This is a genomic window from Aquirufa sp. (assembly GCF_044342065.1).
In the GTDB taxonomy this organism is placed as follows: domain Bacteria; phylum Bacteroidota; class Bacteroidia; order Cytophagales; family Spirosomataceae; genus Aquirufa.
In genome coordinates this window covers 1-23137 of the sequence record NZ_JBIIQN010000010.1, presented here as the reverse complement: position 1 = coordinate 23137, position 23137 = coordinate 1, and the positions used below count along the sequence as shown (strand labels likewise).

The 23137-nt window shown below is 37.0% G+C and carries 29 protein-coding genes and 1 tRNA gene; 16 read left to right on the top strand and 14 right to left on the bottom strand.

Translation table 11 applies throughout. From position 1 onward, the window contains the following. Positions 1 to 47: 47 nt before the first annotated feature. Genes ACIQZ2_RS05495 through ACIQZ2_RS05480 form a run of 4 tightly spaced genes read right to left on the bottom strand, consistent with a single transcriptional unit; the run spans position 48 to position 4299 of the window. Entirely contained in the window at positions 48 to 1148 is a 1101-nt protein-coding gene (locus ACIQZ2_RS05495; protein ID WP_395767844.1) for a hypothetical protein, read from the bottom strand. 2 nt (positions 1149 to 1150) lie between these two features. Then, on the bottom strand, positions 1151 to 2095 hold the full coding sequence (locus ACIQZ2_RS05490; RefSeq protein WP_395767843.1) for a DUF6175 family protein: 945 nt from the start codon (positions 2093 to 2095) through the stop codon (positions 1151 to 1153). A 3-nt stretch (positions 2096 to 2098) separates the two neighbouring features. Further along, positions 2099 to 2575, bottom strand: coding sequence for a hypothetical protein (locus ACIQZ2_RS05485; protein WP_395767842.1), 477 nt, complete (start codon positions 2573 to 2575; stop codon positions 2099 to 2101). An 11-nt stretch (positions 2576 to 2586) separates the two neighbouring features. Further along, positions 2587 to 4299, bottom strand: coding sequence for a hypothetical protein (locus ACIQZ2_RS05480; RefSeq protein WP_395767841.1), 1713 nt, complete (start codon positions 4297 to 4299; stop codon positions 2587 to 2589). Between the two features lie 356 nt (positions 4300 to 4655). On the opposite strand from ACIQZ2_RS05480, the gene ACIQZ2_RS05475 reads away from it, so the two are divergent. From ACIQZ2_RS05475 to ACIQZ2_RS05460, 4 genes are read left to right on the top strand one after another with little or no spacing between them, the layout of a single operon-like run. Beyond that, complete coding sequence (locus ACIQZ2_RS05475) at positions 4656 to 5714, top strand: hypothetical protein (RefSeq protein WP_395767840.1); 1059 nt, start codon at positions 4656 to 4658, stop codon at positions 5712 to 5714. A gap of 2 nt (positions 5715 to 5716) precedes the next feature. Next, positions 5717 to 6478, top strand: a complete 762-nt coding sequence (locus ACIQZ2_RS05470) for a hypothetical protein (RefSeq protein ID WP_395767839.1) — start codon at positions 5717 to 5719, stop codon at positions 6476 to 6478. A 2-nt stretch (positions 6479 to 6480) separates the two neighbouring features. Continuing rightward, the gene (locus ACIQZ2_RS05465; RefSeq protein WP_395767838.1) at positions 6481 to 7374 is read left to right on the top strand and encodes a hypothetical protein; all 894 of its coding nucleotides are present in this window, start codon (positions 6481 to 6483) and stop codon (positions 7372 to 7374) included. 53 nt (positions 7375 to 7427) lie between these two features. Further along, on the top strand, positions 7428 to 8282 hold the full coding sequence (locus ACIQZ2_RS05460; protein ID WP_395767837.1) for a phosphodiester glycosidase family protein: 855 nt from the start codon (positions 7428 to 7430) through the stop codon (positions 8280 to 8282). Between the two features lie 28 nt (positions 8283 to 8310). Here the strand turns inward: ACIQZ2_RS05460 and ACIQZ2_RS05455 are convergent, their stop codons facing one another. After that, complete coding sequence (locus ACIQZ2_RS05455; RefSeq protein WP_395767836.1) at positions 8311 to 8670, bottom strand: hypothetical protein; 360 nt, start codon at positions 8668 to 8670, stop codon at positions 8311 to 8313. A 220-nt stretch (positions 8671 to 8890) separates the two neighbouring features. On the opposite strand from ACIQZ2_RS05455, the gene ACIQZ2_RS05450 reads away from it, so the two are divergent. The 4 genes from ACIQZ2_RS05450 (at position 8891) to ACIQZ2_RS05435 (ending at position 12001) form a co-directional block, all read left to right on the top strand. After that, positions 8891 to 9922 carry a DUF6717 family protein gene (locus tag ACIQZ2_RS05450; RefSeq protein WP_395767835.1) on the top strand — a complete coding sequence of 344 codons (1032 nt, stop codon included), beginning with the start codon at positions 8891 to 8893 and terminating at the stop codon, positions 9920 to 9922. Positions 9923 to 9924: 2 nt separating this feature from the next. Continuing rightward, complete coding sequence (locus tag ACIQZ2_RS05445) at positions 9925 to 10914, top strand: hypothetical protein (RefSeq protein WP_395767834.1); 990 nt, start codon at positions 9925 to 9927, stop codon at positions 10912 to 10914. A 101-nt stretch (positions 10915 to 11015) separates the two neighbouring features. Further along, a complete protein-coding gene (locus ACIQZ2_RS05440; protein ID WP_395767833.1) occupies positions 11016 to 11369 on the top strand; it encodes a DUF5684 domain-containing protein in 354 nt (117 codons plus the stop codon). Positions 11370 to 11380: 11 nt separating this feature from the next. Further along, a complete protein-coding gene (locus tag ACIQZ2_RS05435; protein ID WP_395767832.1) occupies positions 11381 to 12001 on the top strand; it encodes a hypothetical protein in 621 nt (206 codons plus the stop codon). Between the two features lie 9 nt (positions 12002 to 12010). Here the strand turns inward: ACIQZ2_RS05435 and ACIQZ2_RS05430 are convergent, their stop codons facing one another. The 6 genes from ACIQZ2_RS05430 to ACIQZ2_RS05405 form a co-directional block, all read right to left on the bottom strand. Further along, positions 12011 to 12676 (bottom strand): hypothetical protein, encoded by a 666-nt coding sequence (locus tag ACIQZ2_RS05430; RefSeq protein ID WP_395767831.1) that lies wholly within the window; start codon positions 12674 to 12676, stop codon positions 12011 to 12013. Then, complete coding sequence (locus ACIQZ2_RS05425; RefSeq protein ID WP_395767830.1) at positions 12673 to 12945, bottom strand: hypothetical protein; 273 nt, start codon at positions 12943 to 12945, stop codon at positions 12673 to 12675. Before ACIQZ2_RS05425 ends, ACIQZ2_RS05430 begins: the two co-directional genes overlap by 4 nt. 95 nt (positions 12946 to 13040) lie before the next feature. Then, on the bottom strand, positions 13041 to 13688 hold the full coding sequence (locus ACIQZ2_RS05420) for a hypothetical protein (RefSeq protein WP_395767829.1): 648 nt from the start codon (positions 13686 to 13688) through the stop codon (positions 13041 to 13043). 89 nt (positions 13689 to 13777) lie between these two features. Next, positions 13778 to 14137 carry a hypothetical protein gene (locus tag ACIQZ2_RS05415; protein WP_395767828.1) on the bottom strand — a complete coding sequence of 120 codons (360 nt, stop codon included), beginning with the start codon at positions 14135 to 14137 and terminating at the stop codon, positions 13778 to 13780. A gap of 275 nt (positions 14138 to 14412) precedes the next feature. Continuing rightward, entirely contained in the window at positions 14413 to 14952 is a 540-nt protein-coding gene (locus ACIQZ2_RS05410) for a hypothetical protein (protein ID WP_395767827.1), read from the bottom strand. Then, complete coding sequence (locus tag ACIQZ2_RS05405; RefSeq protein WP_395767826.1) at positions 14949 to 15521, bottom strand: hypothetical protein; 573 nt, start codon at positions 15519 to 15521, stop codon at positions 14949 to 14951. The genes ACIQZ2_RS05410 and ACIQZ2_RS05405 overlap by 4 nt, the downstream gene beginning before the upstream one ends. A gap of 129 nt (positions 15522 to 15650) precedes the next feature. Here ACIQZ2_RS05405 and ACIQZ2_RS05400 point away from each other — a divergent pair, with 129 nt between their 5' ends. The 8 genes from ACIQZ2_RS05400 (at position 15651) to ACIQZ2_RS05365 (ending at position 20457) form a co-directional block, all read left to right on the top strand. Next, positions 15651 to 16265 (top strand): VWA domain-containing protein, encoded by a 615-nt coding sequence (locus ACIQZ2_RS05400; RefSeq protein ID WP_395767825.1) that lies wholly within the window; start codon positions 15651 to 15653, stop codon positions 16263 to 16265. 172 nt (positions 16266 to 16437) lie between these two features. Then, complete coding sequence (locus ACIQZ2_RS05395; protein ID WP_395767824.1) at positions 16438 to 16776, top strand: hypothetical protein; 339 nt, start codon at positions 16438 to 16440, stop codon at positions 16774 to 16776. Between the two features lie 29 nt (positions 16777 to 16805). Next, a complete protein-coding gene (locus ACIQZ2_RS05390; protein WP_395767823.1) occupies positions 16806 to 17030 on the top strand; it encodes a hypothetical protein in 225 nt (74 codons plus the stop codon). A gap of 58 nt (positions 17031 to 17088) precedes the next feature. Beyond that, positions 17089 to 17352 (top strand): hypothetical protein, encoded by a 264-nt coding sequence (locus tag ACIQZ2_RS05385; protein ID WP_395767822.1) that lies wholly within the window; start codon positions 17089 to 17091, stop codon positions 17350 to 17352. Positions 17353 to 17356: 4 nt separating this feature from the next. Then, positions 17357 to 17734 carry a hypothetical protein gene (locus ACIQZ2_RS05380; protein ID WP_395767821.1) on the top strand — a complete coding sequence of 126 codons (378 nt, stop codon included), beginning with the start codon at positions 17357 to 17359 and terminating at the stop codon, positions 17732 to 17734. Between the two features lie 249 nt (positions 17735 to 17983). Then, positions 17984 to 19042, top strand: a complete 1059-nt coding sequence (locus tag ACIQZ2_RS05375) for a hypothetical protein (RefSeq protein ID WP_395767820.1) — start codon at positions 17984 to 17986, stop codon at positions 19040 to 19042. A 25-nt stretch (positions 19043 to 19067) separates the two neighbouring features. After that, the gene (locus ACIQZ2_RS05370; RefSeq protein ID WP_395767819.1) at positions 19068 to 19901 is read left to right on the top strand and encodes a hypothetical protein; all 834 of its coding nucleotides are present in this window, start codon (positions 19068 to 19070) and stop codon (positions 19899 to 19901) included. Positions 19902 to 19947: 46 nt separating this feature from the next. Next, positions 19948 to 20457, top strand: coding sequence for a hypothetical protein (locus tag ACIQZ2_RS05365; protein WP_395767818.1), 510 nt, complete (start codon positions 19948 to 19950; stop codon positions 20455 to 20457). Between the two features lie 58 nt (positions 20458 to 20515). Here the strand turns inward: ACIQZ2_RS05365 and ACIQZ2_RS05360 are convergent, their stop codons facing one another. From ACIQZ2_RS05360 to ACIQZ2_RS05350, 3 genes are all read right to left on the bottom strand, one after another. Next, a complete protein-coding gene (locus tag ACIQZ2_RS05360; RefSeq protein ID WP_395767817.1) occupies positions 20516 to 20968 on the bottom strand; it encodes a hypothetical protein in 453 nt (150 codons plus the stop codon). Between the two features lie 450 nt (positions 20969 to 21418). Further along, positions 21419 to 21506 (bottom strand) — tRNA-Ser (locus ACIQZ2_RS05355). Between the two features lie 24 nt (positions 21507 to 21530). After that, positions 21531 to 23003 carry a S10 family peptidase gene (locus tag ACIQZ2_RS05350; RefSeq protein WP_395767816.1) on the bottom strand — a complete coding sequence of 491 codons (1473 nt, stop codon included), beginning with the start codon at positions 23001 to 23003 and terminating at the stop codon, positions 21531 to 21533. Positions 23004 to 23137 lie beyond the last annotated feature (134 nt).

Here is a 23137-nt window from a genome sequence, read left to right as displayed (position 1 = left end):
AGCAGACTAAGCAAAAAAACGTATATATGTGCTTAGACGCCATTTACCTACCACCCATAAACATTATATTTCACATAAACCTTCGGCTGATTCTTAGCCTGGGCTATCGCAACCTGACGGATGGCATTGATTTCAGCCAAACGCACGCGAGACTCGTCTTTCTGACGAGCCAACTCCAATGTCCAAGCACGCTTTTCATTAAGTTGGTACCAGTCACCTATTTCTTTAATCAAAGCAATAGCCTCGCCAGAACACTTGGAATCAGCTGAGATGTCCTTCAAATAATTTTGGGTTTCGTTTACATTGCGAACGGCCCAACTGGCTTTTGCTTTGCCCAATAAAACAGCACACTGACGATCTTGAATATCAGTTAATAGACTTTTTACCTGAGGATAGCACTTTTGGCGAGGGGTGATAAATTGCACTAATTCAACCGCCTCTTCAAATCGTCCAGATACTAAATATGATTTGGCCTGCGCCAAATTCGTTTCACAATTCAACTCCAACTTATCTTCGTAAATTTTGGTCATCGATGCCAAACTCTTTTGGTAACATTCCTTGCAAACTTCTGGAACGGCTGATAACAACAAGATCGCATCATCATGTTGATTTAAGCCTTTAAGTGCAGTTGCGCGCTCTTGCAGATAGTCGCATTGATCATTATAATATTGGATAATACGACTCTTCCCATTCACAAGAAATTGCTTGAATTTAGCATCTTTCGCGTTTATCAACTTAAACGCGGCCTGGTAGGCTTTTATGTCATTTAAGCCCATGCCCTTTAAACTCACCGTGTAGGAATCGAACTTTGTTCCGGATTCCCCATCACCGATATTCAAGGTTAAATCCATATCAATCAAGGTATATGAAGGAGCCCCTGTCGTGATGTTTTTATTGGTAATTGAAATCTTAGGCGTAATGATAAATCGATTGCCTTCGCTGGAAGAACCAATGCCCGACTCAGAAACAATTTGACTTAGTTTAGAAGCCAAAAAATCTTTGGAGATTTCCGGCAAACCTTCCACCTGTTCCGGCATGTAAACAGATAAGGTAATCCGACCTAAATCATCCGTTTTACCCAAACTATTCTGACTCATTGCAACCTGGGCAATGCAAAGTCCTAAAAAAATGAAAAGTAATTTTTTCATATTTATTTACTTCCTAAGATGATTGTGGTTCCACCAAGGCCATTGCGTTCCAACTTATTCACAATGCCAAATGGTGCATTTTTTAAATACCTTGATAGGCCACGTGCAAAGGCATAGGCATCAAGCGCATTTCCATTGGCATCAAACATCGGGATGCGGACTTGCTTCATCACCATCATGTCAGCAGATGAATCCGAAATATTAAAACGTCCTTTCACTGTGTTTTTTTGCATCCACTCCTCTATGTACTCAAGCAATTCCTTGTCATTGAATTCCGTTTCCAAGTCATCCTCCCAGCTATCAAATTTCTTTACTCGTAACACCACTTCACGCCCATTTTCAAATAAGTCATTGAAGTGTGTCATCAAGGTTGCATTAAAATTATCAATGTGCGCAAGGACAGCTTCACGCAATAAGACATTTACATCGGCACTTGAAGATGGCTCTCCAGTCCCTACACCGGTCGCAATTTGCTTGTTCGTATAAGCATCTAAACCTTGTAAATTAAAGGTTACCGACTTGTTGAAACCCGATTTAGAAATCGTCCAACCCAATTGAATGATAATATCCGCTTTGGCTTTGGCTTTTAATTTATCAGAAACAGACTCAGAAATGGCAGCACCTGATTTTGAAGTAAGTGTTTGATTTTCCAAAGCCTCATCCTCAAGCCCTTTGATAACTGACTCTAAGTTCTCCAATGGAAATCCGCGTTCTGCCATCAAGCCGTTAATGGTACTGATTACGGTTAATAGCTCAGCGTTTTCGATGAGCGCCCTTTTGTAATCAGGCACGCGAACACGAACACCTTGGTTATTATTTTCTAGTAAAAATCCATTTTGAAAACACCAATTGTCGCTTGGGACAATCATGATGGTAGGCTTTTTAGCTTGACCAAAAGAGACAAAATAAAAGCCTAATAGGACAAATAGTAGTATAAGTTTTTTCATATGCTAAAATCCTGCGTTTAGTTTTTTAATAATTCCAGCGTTTTCCAATTCCGTTCTCAGATTAGCTTTGTTGACCGACACAATCACCCCAATTTTCAATTTATTCCCAACCTTAAATCGATCGTTTTCATTGATACTGCCGTCATTGCTGATAGAAACATAGTTTAAATATGGCCCATTGTCCTTGAAAAAGGAGTTAAAATAATCCTTGTGTTGGTTCATTTCACTCAATTCAGTAATCATCGGTTTCTGCAAACCTGAGCCAGGTACGCCCTTAAAAAGAAGCGCTTTTACCGCATCCATTTTGGCATTTTCAAAACACTGTTTCTCATTGCGTCCATAGGCAAAAACCTTGAACAACTCCGTTCCCTGAAGCCCCGTTCGTAAAAACTGAACCTCGTAGTTAAAATCACGGTAATTTTGAGCAAAAGTTAGCGAAGAAGCCAACAGCAACAGGGCAAGGGTGTTAACTATTTTCATGTGTTTACGAATTAAAATCCTGCAAAACGAAGACCAATTGAGAAATTAGATGGACTATTGAATAAACTTCCCGGTATGGTAATTCCTTCTTTATCATCGTCATTTTTCAATTCACTCACCAAGGTAAATCCGACTTTATAGCCTAGATTCAACTGGGTATACTTACCAAAGTTAACACCAAATTTTAAACCCGCAAGACCACCATATTCATTATAAGCGAATTTAATTAACTCGGGAAGATATAATGGATTATCGAGTTTAACACCGCCAATTGTTAATTCAGTCATACGTGTAGAACTGAAATAACCGCCAACATAAGGCGTTAATTCCAACATATTAAATTGAATAATTTTCTGTACCGTTAATTCTCCCAGAATATTTCGCCCTTTGAAACTTAAATCACTTCCACTGCCAAATGCATCATCTAAAACGGGTAAGGTAATCTTCGGACTTTTCAATTCCGTAAATCCACCAAAATTCAACCCAACACGAACGCCTGGATATAAATTAGTAATGTAATCGATGTTCACCATCGGGCCACTGAAAATATTATCAGGCAATGCATTAAAGGAGGCCCCTACAACAAGTCCAGTTTCATGAAAGTATTGCACCTTCATGCCTTTATCTACACCTTTGGAGAATACTTTGTAAAATACCGACGGCTCCATTTTGCCATCTGCCTTTTTGCGATTATCACTAACTTTCTGAACACGTAACCAACCCACATTTTTTTCAAAAGGGTTACCGGCTTTATCCAGTTGTAATTCCGATACTTTGAATAAATGATCTATTTCAAGATCTTCCTTCATCCCTATTTTTACACGAATGGGGCTGGTAGCAAAAACAGATGATTTAACACGGAAAGGCTCATAATTCGCAGTAAATGTTTCATTAGCGTCAGTAACCGTCCCACTTACAAGTTCCTTTTGAATCTCAGCATCTTCTTTAAAGATGTACTTAACCTCTGAACTTTTTTCCTTTCCTAAGCTCTTTAAAAGTGAACCACCATAATCTACCGAATAGTTGGACGTTGACGTATAAAAATCCTTGCGGAATATAACCTTTACGGGAAAGTTGAAATCTTTGAATGCCTTTAGTTTGGACGTACTAAATTCCTGGAAAATCAAATTTTCAAATTGGCCATTTTTGTTCAAGGTTTCCATGTCCAACTTAACCAAATACACGCCTCCACGTAAGGTGTGGGTTTTTAACCGTGAATCCTTTTCATCGCTGGTAATTTTATATTCATTGGAATCATAAACCCAGAAATAGACATTTTCCAACATGGACACTGCCCGATCTTTAATCGAGGACATTTGACGAGCGGAGCTTTTGGCTTGCATAACATCAGAATCCGTCGCATCATACAGCGCACGCTCTTCTAATTTAGCTAAGGTCATGTATCCTAATTTGTTGTCAATTAACAAATTAGACAAAACCCGGTTAGGAATTTTGGATGCACGAAGCTTTGCAACAATTTGAAATCCACGAATGGAGTCTTCAAACGCTAATTGCTTAGAAACTTCACCCAGACTCTTATCCAAGGCAACAATTTCATCTTTCGACATTGTCTTGATGTTTTTCTGCCGATCTTTTAATTCATAATACTTCAAACGGGTATCTGAAATCATCTTAAAGACCACATCCATGGTATTATTCCCGATAATGTTTTGGTCATATTTGTCTGACAATTTTGCTGAATCTACATAATTATATAGACTCAAGTCAGACCCGCTGTGTCGAATATAAATCGGCGTAACACTGCTTCTTGAATATTTACTTGCCTGCGGTATGGGATTTTGGGCAATAGATTTTGCAACAACGGCAAATAAGAGACTTACAAGAAGGGTATGTTTATTTATTATCCAGCTAAATTTCATCGTGTAGATTATTGATACAAGGTCAATATTAAGAAAAATAGCGTTCAAAAAGACTGAAAAATTATTAAACGGTAATTCTATTTTAGAATAATTTTAACATACCATTTAATAAATATCATCCCCTAGCTAAAACAAATAGCCTGTGTAACTCGTATCTTGCACTAATATTCTGTTTGATATATAAAATTAAGAATACGCATATGAAAAATAGTATACTAAAAACACTTGAGCCGATCGCGGCCTTAATCATAATCATGTTGGGTTTAAGTTTTCAAACGATGGCTCAAACTTCCAATGTCACCACCGCATACAATTTGGACAAGGGTGCCATTGAAATCAGTTTTGATCTAGAAGGGCCAGCTAATTCCATGTGGAATGTTGATGTTGCCTTGGTACAGAAAAAAGATGCGAAGGTGATCAATATTCCTGCGAACAACATCAATAAAAGCTTGCGTAGCCTGACTCCAGGAAAATACATGTTTGAAATAAGTTTTGCCGATTTGCAAATTGAGGGAGACTTCTCTACAAAATTGGATGCATTTAGTTCAGGAAGTGCCGCGCCACGCAAACCAGTTGAAAATAGTAGACCAGCAGAAAGTAGCAAACCAGCAGCAGATGCGATCAAGCCCGGTGCTGAAGTAGAGGACGCACCTGCTGAAACGACTGGGGGAAAAATGTATACCAAGAAATCCAAAAAGAAATCGGTAACCCCGGCACCAGCCGCAGAAGTTGCTGAAGAAGAAGAAGAAGAAATAGAAACAGAAAAAGAAGAAGTGCAGGCTCCTAAGCCAACGCAAAAAGCTACGACACAAAAACAAAAAATCGTAACAAAAACCGTTGAACCTGAGCCAGAGGAAACCGACGAATATATTCCGGAGGACAATATAACTGGGGGGAGTAAGAGCCCTTCTAACGCCGCTTCAACGAGCAAGGTAAATAAAGTCATCAAAGGGTTTACAGTAAAAGGAACATCCATTTCCGACTTAAGTCAAAAAATTAAGCAGGCATCGAGTGAATTGATGATCTTGAGTGATTTGACGCCTGTCAACTTGAACCTAGATTTGAAGAAACTTACCTTCAAATGCGATTTTGTTGCAAACAATAGCAACATCAGTAAAATTGGACTTTATTTCGGCCCTAAGGCGACCGGTTGCGAAAGCTGTGTGAATGTCATCCTTAGTAATCCTGGCTCCACCGTATTATTAAAAGGTTCTAATGCATCTTTTGATTACGAATTGATAGGCATCAAAAGAGATTAATTATGAGCCCTAAAACCTCTCGCATTTTACTCATTTTGTTAGGAATTGTATTGGCAGTCAATAGCTTCTTTTTACTAAAGGTGGCTTTTACATCCGTAAACAACGACCCCATCCCATCAGAAATTAGTGTCTCGGAGTCGCAAAATGTTGTAGGTAGTACAGATACGACCATTAATCGCGCCTACTTTACGAAAAATGTCGGCTTAAATAATCCCAAAGGCCTCCTTTACACGGCGAATGAAATTCTGAAACGCAAACAGAATAAAGATACGATGGGGGTATATCGCGAAATTATTGAAACCGTTTTCACGCCTGCTGTTGAGAATTTTGACTCTACGAAGGCTTACTCGCCTGAGGCGATAAACCAACTCATTAATCAGGGCTACAATTTTGCGTATGCAGCCAATTATTTCCCTGCAGAAGCGCTCTATTTGAGTAGTATTGCTGATATGCACTTTAATAATGCAGCGAAACAATTGGAGTTTTACCAAAAATCAAATTCAGCATTATCGAGCCAATTTGGATACCAGTATTTATCGCAACGGTGTATCGAAGCAAAAGTGGGTATAAACCGGAAAGAATCGTCAGCAGATAAGTTTGTGAAGACCTTACTCGAAGAAGATTATTTTCATTTGATTAACACCACCTGGAATAAATCATCCATCAAACTCAAGCTGATGATAGGATTTGTTATCCTATTAACAATTCTTGGCCTAGTGAGTTTAATTAAAATCATATCATCTAAAATTTCAATTAAATCTTAATTATGAGACTTTTTTTCTTGTCTTTTTTATTTCTAAATATTTCAATTACCCTGTTTGGTCAGTACGACCAAAAACTTGTCAAGTTTGATTTTAAAGAAATCAATGGAAATCCGTTTGGGGTGGTTAAGTTAAACATGACCAACCAGCGTGTTAAGGTTAAATATTTTGCCTCCAAAGATGCGAATTCAAGCTTGTCGGTCTATCAGCGATTCAGCGAATGGGCGTTTAACAAGAAACTGATCTTGGTTTCGAGCGGTACTTACTATTACTATCCAGACAAAAACAATCGAGATAAGACGACCGCAAGACCGGTGGGAATTTGCATTGATAACGGAAATGTTATCAATAAAACGACGGATGACAAATTGGACGCTTTGGCCTTGATTTACTCATCAGGACGTATTGCAGTAGAAAACCTGAAAAATAAAACGATCAGTGTGAAGGATGCGAGTGGCAATCCACTCAATCTTAACTTGAGCAATGCATTGGATAAGAACCTCTTTTATAAATGGGCGACGGATGTCAAAGCAACGATTTTCCAAACTCACTTGTTTGCTTACAAGGGAAGTTTATTAGTAGGCCAAAATGCGAATTCGTTCAAAGATTATCGTCGTTTCTTAGCCGCTGGTATTAACAACAACAATGAGACGGTTCAATACATTATCAACCTACCATTTAATTCCACGATTCTCGAGGGCAGTAAGTATGCCTTGGATTACTTGAAAGCGAATGAAAACCTGAAAGAAATTTCATTTTTGATCAATTTAGATACCGGAGCTCAAAACGCTTTGGAAACTTACCATCCGAAAACAGGGGACAAGTTGGCAAATTCGAATTTTAGCGGTGTTAAGCCCATTAAAGAGGCGATTAACCTAATTGTTTACTACTATCAATAATGTTTAATTTTCCGATCTTCTTTCTGGGTCTTTATTTTGCACTATCCAATTACATGCTTGATAATGATTTTAAGCATTTCAAGAATTTTTATAACGTTAGTGCGTTCAAGTTTGATAAAAAGGCGAAAAAGACGGTTGAAAATACTGAAATTGATAGCACTTTATTGCTTTTCCCAAAAGGAATACCTAAAGGAGTAAAGGAAAATGCGCAATTTAAATCAGTTGAATATCAAGCTAAATATCAAATCAAATACCTAATTGTTTCGGACATTAACACGATCTCGCTTATTCCGAGTATCAAACAAGCCAATAGTTTTGAATCGATTGTAGGTAAGACAAAGGAAGACGGGTATGTATTAATGAATGCGGGGATGTTTCAACCCAATTTCAATGCGGTGGGTCTGACCATTTCAGCTGGCGAAATCAAACAAGATTTGGATACCTCAATAACAACCCCTAAAAATGGGAACTTCTATCTATATCCGAACGGGATTTTTACCATAGACAAAAAAAATAATCCAAGTATTCATACCACAAAGGATTTCTTAGAGAAGAAAATTGATCCGAAAGGTTTATTACTAGCAACCCAGTCGGGACCTATGCTGGTGATTGACAACAAAATCCACGATAAATTCTCCGCTACCTCTAAAAATACGAATGTTCGCAATGGGGTGGGGATTAATGACAAAGGCCAAATTGTCTTTGCGATTTCGGAAACCGAAATCACCTTCCATGATTTTGCGACTTTTTTCAAAGACGAATTACATTGCTCCTATGCCTTGTACTTGGATGGCACAATCTCGGAAATCTATTACCGGGATAAAAAGAATATATGGCATACTCCACGTATAAGCAGTGGAAAATTTGGGCCGATATTCATGGTTAGATTACAGGAGGAGAAGAAGTAATGCATAGGTGAAAAGTTTAGCTATTTTGCTAGACAATTTCTCCATTCATGTCAAAAAAATGAATCTCCCTAACTTCTCCACATTCAAAAGCTATTTGCTGAAAAAGGCTACCATCCTCGTGGTAAATGTTCCAAATTCCGTGGCGTACATTGGGTATGCCTAAAAGATCTAATACAGCATACGTTCCTTCCATTTTTTTGTTTCCAGCTTTATAATAATATATCCATTTACCTACTTTTCGGCTTAAAGTCCCCATGACACATTCTACGCATGCTTTATGCGTATCGTTCAATAAGATTTGTCCACTTCCTCTACTTGTACAATCAATAAAGTGAACAGTTTCCCCCTCAGAGAAAATTTGACCGTCTAGATAAAATTCTTTTTGCATACTAACGTTGAAAGTTCTTATTTCAAATTGAGTAAAAAAATCTTAATTCACAAGAAGTTACATTCTATAACAAAATTCCTAAATCATAACTTATTAACAAACAAGTTATTATAGATAATTATTAACCTAATTTTCCCCTCCTACAAGCTTGTAATTTTCGGTCGGCAAGTGATTCATGCACCAACTTTGTGTCAAGTTTTCAACCAAAACAAAAAACGACATGAAAAACGAACAAGCAAATCCACAGTCCATGACCCATCGCTTTTACAAAGAAGCAGGAATCTGGTATATTGATCTTCCAGCATATTTAGAGGCGGGTTTAGGAACGAAGGCCAACTTAATGATGGTCGCAGGGGCCGACACCTTTTTAGAGCAACTGTCTAACAACGGAACCGAGGTAATAGTACATATCGAGACGGCGCCCTATGCGGACCAAACGTATGCCTTAAAGAAAATAGGGATGGGAAAAGATCAGGAACTATTGGATGCCGTGGGCCATGCCCCGGTGGATACCGGTGCGTATTATAAAGCAGATCGCAATGGCCACATCTTATGGTTATGTCCAGTGACGGAATATGTTTTTGGAGGTGCTTATCCAGATCATATATACATTCACGTAATCAAGGACGATAAGCCCAAAACCTTCTACCACATCATTGCAGATGAAAGTGGATCAATGTCGGATTGCATCAATCAAACCGTGAATGGATTGATGGAACAGCGCAACAAAATATTGGAATTGGCTGTCAAATTTCCAGAGCAGGACATTCGTGCTGGATTAACTTTTTTCAGCAGCTCGGTAAATCCGATTTTTGAACATTTAACAGTCCGGCAAATGATTGCCCAAACCATCCCCACATATCGCCCAAATGGAAATACGGCTTTATTGGATGCCATCGGTACCACCATCCAAAGTGTGGAACGCCAAATGAAATCACCTGAAGATTCCGCGGTCATCATCATTTTAACGGATGGATATGAAAATGCATCTCAAATTTTTACCTTGCAACAGATTCGTGAGTTAATTTCAAGTAAAGAGGCTACGGGGCGCTGGACATTTTCTTACCTTGGTGCAACCTTAGATGCTGTCTACATGGCTGAACAAATGAATATTAAACGCCAAAATGCGATGGCATTTGATAAGGCAGCCATGCAAAAAGATGTTTGGAACAAACTATCGGATTCCATGGATCATTACTTAGATAAAAAACGTCGAGGCGAATCCTTGGATGAATTATATGATAAAAAATAGGCATGAAAGCGACACTATTTCGTGGGGAAGATGTAAATCATGAAACCTTTGATAGGGTACATCAATTATTGCAAGCCATAGCCGGAATGAATGTATTTGTCGGGCAAGGAGAACCCCTCCCATTGCCCGACAAGCCTATTCTCGCGTGGAAAGATCTTTTTGAAATTTGCCAATCGGCGCGTGAAAATATTGCTATTGAGTCAGACACTTTCATTTTTGTCATCACGGAAAAACCGAACGAGCGAAATTTCTTTGGTTATTTAGATCCAGTAAATCCACGTAATGGTTTTGTCCATGCAGGCGATTGGGAGCGTTTTATTCATTGCCCGGCTGAATTACCGGTGGCCTACCATATTTTGGCCTTGATGTTACAGCATCAAATGGTGCAATCAGAGCGCGAATTGGCGCATATTTTACATAAAGAACCCGTGGGCTGCGTGAATGATTTTTGCCAAAACAAACGTGAGGTAATCCTGAAAATGCGTACGGCAGACATTTGCCCGAACTGCATGGAACTACTCGCGAAGAAGCTCAGTCCCCCGGAAATGAATCACGTATTTGAATTGCTTGAATCGTTACGGATTAAGATGCTTTTTGCGCAAAACATGCGGCAGCACATTGAACCAAGCCCATTGGTGGTGACGAGCGAATATAACCTGGTGATTCCGGCCTATGGAAACTTGGAAATTCGCATGACGCCCTTGGAGAAAACCTTGTATCTCTTGTATATGCGTTATCCAGAAGGTATTCATCTGACAAGTTTGGTAGAGTACAAAACCGAATTGCAAGATATTTATGCGAACATTTCCTCCTTGGGTTCACTAGAGGAAATGCGGCAGTCAATTGATGATATGTGCAATGCATTAAATAATTCCGCTTCAGAAAAATTATCCAAGATTAAAGGGCATTTTGAACGAGTATTAGGCAAGGAATTAGCGAAGCATTATTATATACACGGAAGCCGAGGAGAAAGGAAGCGAATAGGACAATGAACCGTTTAATAATTATTTCGCTTGTTTACCTATTTAACTAATATATTACCTACTCTATTAACCTAAATCTAAAAATTATGCAACTATTAAATCTGTTATTTATGAACAGTATTGGCTTTGGTGAGATTATTCTTTTACTAATTGTGCTAATTCCTTTCTTGTTTCTCCCGATCATTTCGCTTTGGAAAATTTTTGAAAAAGCGGGAGAGCCAGGTTGGGCAGCCATTATTCCCGTTTACCATCTGATAATTATTATGAAAATTGCGGATAAGCCCTGGTGGTGGGGACTTCTTGCCTGTATTCCTTACGTTGGCTTAGTCTTTTCAATCTGGGGAACGAATTTGATGGTCAAAAAATTTGGAAAAACAGAGGCCTTTACCGTTGGAATCGTATTTCTACCATTCATCTTTTTGCCTATTTTGGGCTTTGGAGATTCTCGCTTCAGTAGAAATTAGGCTTAAATCGCATGAGCAGATTACGAATAGCACTATATGTATTCATTGGCTTATTGACCATCTCGTGCTATCCATTTGGAACTAGTGATACGCTACAGGCACCGCCCACCGTAATTTTGCAGCCTTTTACAGGATTTCCTGTGAAATCATTAACCTATGTTGAGAAAAAATTGCGTAAATCATTTCCAAAAATACAAATCAATAAACCCATTGAAATTCCTAAAAGTGGGTTTATAAAAACATATAATCGCTACGTAGCGGATAGCCTCATTAATTATTTGAGCCGGGGAACAAAACCCGGTTATGTGACTGTCGGATTTACCACAAAGGACATATGTGCTACGTTGAATGGGAAAGGCAAATACTGGGGAATATTTGGATTAGGGAGGAAGGAAAAACAATCCTGCATTGTTTCCACGTTTCGGATAAAAGGAAAAAATAAATTAGAAAAGCTCTACAAATTAACGCTACACGAAATCGGTCACACACAAGGTTTAAATCACTGTCCCAATGAAGGCTGCTACATGAGAGATGCTAAAGGGAAAGACCACCTAAATCTATTGAAAGACTTTTGCCCAGCATGTAAAATTAAATTAGGTGGGTTAATAAGCGCGGAAATTGGCTCCATTTAACCTAAGAAATTATTCCCTATATTTTTCCCTTAATTCAGGATCATAAAAAAATTCCGCTGTCCACGTTGATTTCGATTTCCAAGTAATGGTTTGCTTGTTACACGTAATTTCCAAACCATTTGTTTTATATACAGATTTAGACTTTTCAGGATTAAAATTGAGCTTCTTGGAATACATCACTTTATTCAAAATAGAATAACTGGAATCATATTCTTCTGTGTTGAGCGATTTTAACTTTATATCACCTCCCTGCTCAAAAAGAGCTTTTGATCCCGCTAGTATCTCACAATGAGTTACCCAGTTTAACTTGATGTTAAACGTGGTATCTTTTGAAATGGTATAGTACTTCCTAATCAAATCAACTTTGCCCTTATCCAAAAATTTGATGTTGATATAGTCATATTCACCTATGTTAACGTCGGGGAGATTCGTTGAATCTGAACTATTGGTTGAAGATGTTTCATCAGAAAAAGCGGAATAAAAGCTACCTTTTCTTTTATTATAATTCGAAGCCAAGAGATACCTGCCTGAGTCAAATCTGAAAATCCTAACCGACTCTACATCTCGGCTAACTTTAACATCGGGCGAATTCACATCTGCAGTTGACTTATCTTCACATCCCCAAATCAACATAGAGATCATGAGTATAAACGATAGTTTACTTATTGATTTCATTTGCTCGTATTTACATTATCGACAATAAACGTCTTAGTGCTATCAACATAAGTCACATATTGATTCTTTTTATGCAGTTCTCGATTCACCAGAATGGTAGACCTTGCTGCAACCCGTGCGATTATATCATCTGAATTACGAATAGCCGCTTTTGAGCCTTGCTGAGATATCTTACTGCCTGCTCTTTGTGCTGCTAACTCCGATCCTTCTTGAGCACATTTTCGAACTAAGGGGCCTAATGATACGATTAGTACTAGTATATATTTCATACGTTTATCGATTGTTCTTTAAAGGGTTGACATTAGTGTATTCCATCATCTACTCGGCGTTAAGCTTCAAAAATGGTCTATACACTGGAAGTGGATTAATACTTTAACTTCCGAAAGACAGGCTTTTCATTTGGACTAGCTGTATTTATACCTATAACAGTACTAAAATATTCTAAAGAAATGTAGTACCCTTCACCTTGTGTAATGATGAATTTGGTACGGTCAAACTCCCGTGTTTCTAAATAGTTTATATTTTTATAAATACCTTCATCATAATTAAAGGAAGCTGACAAACCTATGTCTTTTTTCCATTTTGCGTTAACTAATTGTGATTCTTCAGATTCTCCTTTATTTTCTGCAAAATACCTAGAATAGAAAATGGGACCATTCATCTCGCCATTTCTATAATTAAAGGTTAATTCTTCTTTCATGTGCAGTGTTGCTTCTTCATCGACCTGCATTTGAAATCGAATTAACTTTACTTCTCCATTTAAAACTTGATTCTCACTTCCGAATGTTTTGGGGTCTAATGTATAATAACCTGTGAATTTAAATTCCTCGCTTTCAGGATTAAAATCGGTCCAAATTGAGGGAAAATCTGGCTTGAATTCCTCAACAAAATTCATATTGCCAATATTTAAATTCAACTCTTTAATCATCTTATTTTTAAAACCAATTCTTTTCTGCGCATAAGCAACATTGCCTAGCATGAAAACAGTCAAAACAATCAATAAGCCTTTCATAATGTCTTGTATTTTTTATTCATCCTACTCATTTGGCTTTTCAGAATTCGCCCCGATTTTTAGGTGCTTTTCGGCTATCACCGTAGCTATTATTTACTTTGAAATGATTTGGCAATTCTTCCCAAATTTCTTTCTATTAAATCCTTTCTTGATCGATTGTACTCGATCTGCATATCACTTACATAAGAGCGCCCCATTACCCTTTTCCAATAAACGATATTGCCATTTTGGGGGTTATACCCAGAAATAACAAAGAAATTGCCTATTTGTGCCTTATAGGTAATATTCAATTCTGAAGATGCCAAAGCTGCTTTATATGCTTCCTTAATGGTACCAAATTCAAATCTTGAACTCAATAAAGCATGCAATTCCATGATTGGATATCCATCGCGCATTTTTACTTGAAAATCGCAATAATCCGCACTCGCATCACTATACATTTTTGACATTTGCATATCTATAGGCAGTTCTATGGCAAACGCACAAGGAGTATATTTTTTGAATGGAGTCGTTTGGGAAAAACTAATAAATGATATGGCAAAAAGAACAAAAAAAAGAATGGTTGACTTCATCGGTTAATAGGTATAAAAATAAAAGTATTGAAATAAATTTTATCTGCAAATCAACTGAGGCCCTATTTATTTAACGGTATAGGCCAAAGCAAACTGGATGATATGTAGCACTTAATCCGATGTTACACTTACTTACTTACTTAGCTGTTAAATCAAGCTTTGAAGAATAACCAAAGGAAACGAATTAGCAAGGAAACGATGCTGAGTGAAATAATCGTCAACACAATTTGCCACAAACAACCACCATCCGATTTATTTTCAGTTGGCATGAGCTCTTCATGTAAGCGATTTTCTTGAAATTCAGGCTCTCTCGCATCATTCGAGGACATCAATACTTCCTCCTCCAGCTGATTAAAGCGCTTCCTCATTTGCTCCCTTTCCTGCAAGCGAGTGAACTGGCTTACTTTTTGTTCAAACGCAAGATCGACATCCATATCAACCAAGCTCGCATTTTCTAAAATTTCAAAAGTCGATTGCAGATAAAGCTCATACAATTTGGCTACATCCGATTCATCAAAACGGGACTTAAAATACAATACCAACGTAGCAAGCGTGGTGGATTCAGTAATCAATGCCTCAAATTCTGCAGCTAACGCTTGCGCCTCCGCTGATAAACGAGGGCGGCGAATTCGACGTGTTTTTACTTGCCTAAACGCATAAAAAGCCATTAATTCATCTATGGGGCGCATCATTTCTTTAACTGTTTATCTATATTCTCCTTTAAACGCAAGAGGCACTTATACTTTTGTTGGCGTGCATTCGCCTCAGAACTATAGCCCAATTCCAGCGCAATTTCCTTCATCGCTTGACCCTGGTAATAAACCCGCTGGAATATTTGGTAACATTTCGAACGCGCCTCCGCCATTTGTTTGAAGACCTTTTTGAAAATTGCATACTCTGCTGGGGAAATTCCATCGAGTTCGATATCCTCCAACCAATCACCGCAATCAAATCCCTCTGGTAAGGTGGAAACTTCAGGTTCTCGATTAATCTTCTTGAACAATTGGTTCTTTCCTATCGCATTCAAATACGTCTGTATGGTACAGGTCAATTGGAACGAGGAACGACCTAAATTTTCAATCAGGACTAACACCGCATCCGTATAAATCATATCCAAATCCGAATAAATGGGATAAAACTGCGCTAGGTATTGGATAAAATACTGTTTATGATCCAAATAAATCACATCGATGCCACGCCTTCGATTGGCTCGAAAAAGGCCGAGGTAATACTGATTCGACTGGTCGTAGGATTTGGCCAAAGCTTAAAAATTGTTGGTCGGAAATTAGGTAAAATCACGGGAATAAAAAATTTTAAAAAAGGGGGTGACGTTTTCCCGATTTGGGTATTAATGGGTATAAAGAAAATTTAACAATCAAAATTTACTACCATGAACAAGCAAAAAACCATTTACCATTTCGTATTAGACCAAAGCGGATCGATGTGTGATTGTGTGGACGCGACCTTAAGCGGCCTTGAATCCCAAAACAAAAAAATCAAAGCCATTGCACAGGAATTCCCCGACCAGGATATCCGCGTAGGTTTAACCGTATTTAGCAATGAGGTAGATATTCGCTTTGCTAATTTACCGGTCGACCAACTCCCGAGCGTCAACCAAATTAATTACCAACCAAGCGGAGGTACGGCCTTATTGGACGGCATCGGCCTCAGCATTAATCGGGTGGACCAATTACTCGAAAACGAGGGAGACACCGCCATCATCGTCATCCTCACCGATGGCTATGAGAACGTCTCCAGATTCTTTTCATTGGCCCAAATTCAAGAATTAATCAAGACCAAAGAAGCCAGCGGCAAGTATTCATTTAGCTTCCTAGGAGCCACACTCGACGCCGTCGACATGGCCGAAAAGATGAACATCCGCCAGGAAAATAGCGCCGCCTTCTCCAAAGAAGACATGCAAGACGCGGTCTTTAACCGGGTGGCAAATTCGATGGTTGATTACCTGGAGCGGAAGGGTAAGGGGGAGGATTTGAGGAGGTTTTAATTGATCTGAAAGCTACAAGTTTGGGTATTACAAGCTTGTAGCTTTTCAAAATCAGTACCAATAGTGTCGATATTTGCCCAAGAAATGAACAACCACCAAAAATTAATACCGTTAAATAAATTTTTTATTTTCCATTCACAATATCCAATAACTTGGAATCAAATTTACTAAAATGAAAAAAACACTTCTTACAATCGCCATTTGCCTAATTGGTTTTACAGGATTTTCCCAAACAAGAAATCAATACGTTCCAGGCTATATCAAACCCAGTACAGGTACCTACGTTGAAGGCTACAATCGCACCCTACCAAACAATACCAACATTGACAATTACTCAACCTATGGGAATACCAATCCGTACACCGGGAGTATTGGCACAAAACCTCAAGATTATTCTACTGGGGCATCAAGCTACGGACAAGGTCAAACAATCTACACGGGACCTAAAGGAGGACAGTATTACATTAATGGGAGTGGGAATAAGACTTATGTGCCGAAGCAGCCGTGGTAATTAAATTTTCAAACAAATAATGATTTAAAATGTCGAAGGAAGGAGAAAATTCCGGATGTATTATTTTAATAATTGGCATAATTATCGGAACATTTATATTTAATTCAATTTACACCTATGAAGTTTGGGATCGAGTATTAAATGCGCCAGTTGAGGCTATGGCTACAACTAACTCTATCGGATTTTGGGTTATATTATGTTTAGGTTGTACCTGGTTGATTGGGAAAATTTGGAGTTTATTGAATGAAAAATAATTTATATGGTAAAAACAGCAATTGATTTTAAACATTAAATTATACTTATCTATTTTTTATGAAAACATTTAGAATAACATTTTCATTGTTTGTAATAATCACATTATTGAGTTCATGCGCCTCAGAAGGTTATTCTAGCGATGAATCAGGATTTTTTTCAGGAATTTGGCATGGTTTAATTTTTGTTTTTTCATTAATTGGCAAATTATTTGGTGCTGACATTGGTATTTATGCTGAGAATAATTCGGGATTTTTTTATTGGCTAGGATTTATAATAGGTCTTGGTGGATTTGGTGGGGGTGGTGCATCCAGTTATAGGTAGGTAAATGGGGAAAAAACTTCAAATGATATTGGCATCATTTATCATTAGTCTATTTGCAAAATGCAAGGACAAAACGGATACTGCTCTTGAAAAATATGATATCAGCACCGACACAATTTTCAAATTTGATACAACAGGAAAATCCCAAACAGATAGACTGAAGAGATTAATGGCGGTATCAGTATTGAAAAAATTTGATGAGGACAGAACACAATTTATCGAATCGGACATAAATGATAAATATAATGTTAGTGAATTGACTAGAAAAGGTAACACCTATCATTACCATGTTACATCAGATAGTATTGAAATTGCTATTAAATATTTATGCACCCCTTATCAGGGTGAATATCAGATGGTAGCAATTGGCGAAAAAAAATAATTAAATTATATTATGACCAATTACGAACAACTATCAAATGGGATGAATGTCATAAAACAAATGAAAATGAGAGCTGTACTGCTACCAAAAAAATTGAGATTTATGATGTTAACACATACTTCAAAATTGATTTAATTAAACTAAATGAAAAGCAAAGTGAATTTAACTACTTTAGAAAAAACATTATTATTTATAAATAAGTAATATCAAGCTTAAATTATTTATTAGTCAATGTTGATTTATCTAAATATGAACTATTACTACTTAGATGGCCTGAATAAATTAGGTCCATATTCACAAAGAGAGATATTGGAACTGAATTTACCAATTAACACTTTAATATTGAGAGAGGACAAATCAAATTGGTTTCCAAAGTCTGAATTTAAAGAATTAGAATTTTCTCAATTAAATCAAGCACCTAGATCGTCTGAAGATTCAACGTCTAATTTTAAAATAAACAAATTAAAGTACGTATTGATTTTTGTAGGCTTCCTTTCTGTTATGTTAATTAGTTTTTGGGTTTATAAGAGAAATACTCTAGACGAAGAAACTGCGAAAGTACTCTCTTTGAAATTTTTTAATATGTTAATTGTAAAAAATAATAGCACTGAAGATTTCGAAAAAATTTACCCTTCATTTGGAATAATTGGTTCAAGAACCGTATTCAATACTATTTGTGAAATAAACAACATCTCTAAAAATACTGAGGGGGAAATTGAAATTTTTGCCTCTTATAAGCCAAACCCCTCCACAAACATACCAATTTATCTATTAATCGCTAAGGAGAATGGATACGCTTTTATTAAGTCATCCAAAGGTATAAATTATGCATATTATAATAATGTCTTAAACTATGGAAAAAAGAAGGGTTGTTTAACTGGCACTGAGGATGACGTTAAAATGGGATTAATAATTACCGATAAAAACTTAAAAAATGATTTAGAGATTGAAACTAAATTAAAAGTACAAGACCTATATTCCAAAATAAAAAAAACAAGTAACATACAAAAAGAATATGGTTATGCTCACGGTGAAGTAACAATTTCAAATGCAAGTAATATCTTTTTAACAGCTTATGATTTTACTTGTAGAATAGAATATTACGATAGTAGGGGTAAAATAACATCAAGTGAAAAACTAGATTTTTGGGAAGGCATACCTCCAAATGGTTCAGCAACATCTAGTATTTATAACTCCTCAAGTAATGCATCAACCTATAAGATAATTTTTAATCTCAATGATAATGATGCCATACTTAATAAAGTAAAAGACGAAGTAATTGCTCAAACAAATTTTGGATGCAATTAAATTATAACATTTAATTAGGCTATTTATGAGAATTGTTATTATAGCACTTATTTCAATTTTATTTATCAATATTAATAGCAAGGGCCAAACTAATTCAATTAATTTCCCACTAACAAGTTTAGAAACAATTGAAAAGATACATATTGGGCAATCCAAAAATGCATTTTCAAATGAATTGAAACGCTTGGGTATTAAAAGAGAGAATTTTTCATCTAATTGGTTGATGAATAAAAATCTTCCAAATGGTAAAATTGAGAGCTATTTAATTAATTTTCATTACACAGAACTTTTTAACTTTGAAGAATTCAAGATACTCAACAATGTAACAGAACATCCTGCATTAATTCATTCGGAATCAATAGACAACATCAATATTTCTTCAATTATATTGCTATTAGGCCATACTGGGGAATCTATAAATATGAGTCCGAAAAAGACATCAAAAAATAGAATAAAATATTTTAAGCAAGATCTAAACAAAGAATTATTCTATAAAATTTTTAATCTTTATATCAATAAATATGGGAACCCCATAATGATACAAGACTCGACAATAGAAATTAATTATTATCGTCTTTATAAGGATCAGATATTAAAAGAAAAAGAATCGTCATATAAAAACTATAAGGCCAAATGGGAGACAAAATATTTCAATATTGAAATATTTCCAGGGTTTAATTATAATGCATACTATATCCCAGGTAAAACTTATAGTACATCCTCTCATTGGGTTTCTAGTAACTTATCAGACCAACCTCTTCAACCAAATGAACAAATGTGTTTTACATTTCCTTACATAAAATATTCATTAAATGAATTAGGTTTAAGACTGTTTACAATAGGTAAGTTAGACTTGTAATAAAACCTTTAATCTGGATTTATTTTAACATCAAATATCGAGCATCATGTCAATTAATAATATAAAATACATAATTACTTTATGCATAATTTTAATAGCTCCATACTGTTATTCACAGCATTTAAATTTCCAGGATTTACAAATTTTATATAATGGAAATACAGACGAAAACTCAACTATTCTATATGATAGGGGATTCGTTTATTCCAATTCTAAAAAAAATCCAGATAAATCGGAACAAATTACCTGGATGTTTAAAAAGCCAGACAGTAATTCATTAAACGAGTATTTTTTTAAAAATTGCTCTAGCTTATTTTCAAATAAATGTGAAAAAATTATATACACGACATCTTCAGAGAAACATTTCATTTCTTTGAAAAAAAGTATGCAAACAGGCATAAATAAATATCTTACTTCGAAAACAAACGAAAATGGTGTTCTAAGCCTATATTATATGATTCCTGGTCCACTAATTGCTAAATTCAGCACTATACCATTGAATCCAAGAGTTTTTTCTGTTGAGTTAGAATTTATGGAAATAACAGATTCAAAATAATTAAGTAAAATCTTGAAAAGACTCCTCTATTCGAATAATTAAAATAAGATTAACATATTTATTTTATTTCACCGGCAACAATCAAGTAATAACCATCCTTAAATGCAAGTTTAATTTTGTAAGTTTTATCTTCAAAATAACATGTCCATTCATTTTTAGACACGATTGCATATCTAGCATTTAATCCACTTACCCATTTGTTTAAAGTAAGTAAATCATTGGGAAGTAATACTTGGCTAGAGATTGTACTATCTTCTGAAAAAAAAATCCTTCCCATTGTATTTCTCTCGGTTAACATATACGAAATGCTAGTTTTATCTTCTGCAATAATTTTAGCATCCTTATTTGTTTCTAAAATATACTTTTTTAATTCACTTTTATTGTAACCAAAATAAAATTGCGAGTATGATAAATGTGTAATTAATAAAAATATGCCTAATATGAAATATTTCATATAATCTGACTTTTTAAATAAAATTTCAAGAAATTGATTTTTTTGTATTGAAAACATAATTTAAATAATTTTAAGCTATTTAATTTGGCCTATTAGAAGATCATTTACAAATTAAATATAGGATTAAAAAATAAATATAACGCAATTTTTTAAAAGTGCTTATTTACGCAATCAATAAAGTTTTGAATGTCTAAACTAGGGAGTTTTTGCACAAAGCTTATCCTTTTCGATGCGCGAATTCCATACAGTTTCAATGGGCAAATCAACCGCACAAGCGCTTTACTCGTCCCTTACAAAAAAGCCTTCCCAGCTCACGCTGAAAAGCTTCATAGAGGAGGGAGTGACAGCTTCGTTTCACTTCGCTGTCATCCGCAAAGGGCATCTTGCACAAAGCCTGTCACCATTCGCTCACGAATGGTGATTATTTTTTAATTCCGTCGTTCGCCCAAGCAAGCTTGGCTCTCGACAGAATCAAAAAAGCCTCCCAGCTAACGCTGGAAGGCTTTGTAGAGGGGAAGGGATTCGAACCCTCGGTAAGCTTGAGACCTACACACGCTTTCCAAGCGTGCTCCTTAAACCACTCGGACACCCCTCTAATTGGGATGGCAAAGTTATCAATTTATTTTGACGAATCGAAAAAGCCATCCATATCCTTTTTGAACTGAATCAAAGACGGCTTGTGAATGTAATACATGTGGCCCGACTCATACATTTTAATGTCCACCCGGCTCCGCTGCTCCGGACGTAAAAACATGTGCTCAATGTCATACAATGCCGTGAAATACGGTGTCGCAAAGTCATAATAGCCACAGCCCAAATACACCTTCAACGCCGGATTCTTCGCCATCGCATCCCGCAAACTCTCCGCCACATTCAAATACTTATTCTGCACATTCTTGTACGACCACGGATACACATCCCCAAACACATTATAGCCCTTCTCCTCCTTAAACTTCAATTCCTTCTGCATATACGCATTAATCGTCGAGGTAAACGGGCCGTCTATATTGGCAAATGACGGATCAAAATCCACATACTCCCCCGCATCATCCAGGTCCCGACCGGTAAACCGAGCGTCCAATCGACCGACCGACAAACCATCAGACCGACGTAAGGATTTATAAAAACGGTTTTCATCCACACGTAAGTTGGATTGCAAACACAATTCTTTGGAAAGTCCCGTCCAGTAGGCCAATTTACCCGCGATCGCATCCTTTTCAGCCACCGACATCCATCCGCCCTTAATCAAGGCCGAAGCATATTCACCAATTGACCAAGCCTCAGACTCCTTCAAAATGTCCGCCAAAGGACGTGCCTGTAAAGCCGGACTCAATTTCTTGTGATACCAGGCCGCAGCCGTATACGAAGGCACATACAACGCACGAGGTAAATCATTCCCCACCGCATAATCGTTCGTGCCAAAATTCAAGACGGCCGAAATCAAAATCACCCCATTGATGTAAATCCGATGACGATCCTGCAAATGCTTCGCTAATCCCGCCGCACGCGTCGTTCCATAACTCTCACCCGCTAAAAACTTAGGCGATGCCCAGCGCTCATAGCGACTCAAAAAGTTGCGCACAAACGCACCAATCGACTCAATATCTTCCACATAGCCATGGTATTTACTCGCATCCTGACCCACCGCACGTGAATAACCCGTTGACACCGGATCGATGAACACCAAATCCGTTTTGTCCAACCAACCATATTCATTATCGACGTAGGTATACGGAGGCGCAGTCGCAGTTCCGTCATCCTTTAAAAGGACCCTTTTCGGACCGACACCCCCCATGTGCAACCACAAGGATGCAGAACCTGGGCCACCATTAAACGTAAACGTCACAGGACGCTTGCCCGCATCCTCGCCATCTTTTTGATAATAGGTGAAAAATATTTTGGCTAATACCTTACCCGTATCCGCCTTCATGTGCATGTAACCGGTGTACGCCGTGTAATTCAACGGCTTTCCGGCCAAGTTTAAGACGTGTGAAGTCTTCACCACTTCCACGCCTTGAATGTCCATCGTAGGCTTTTGAGCAAATAGACCAAAGAAGCTCAAACAAATAATTCCCGTAAATATTGATTTCATGTAAATAAATTTAAAAACGAATATAAAAATTCTTTGGCAATAAAAACGTTTTGACTTACTTTTGCCTAATACTCTATATATTATATAGACTTAATACGTTAAACTTACCCAATATGCAAAGTTTCCGCTCTGAG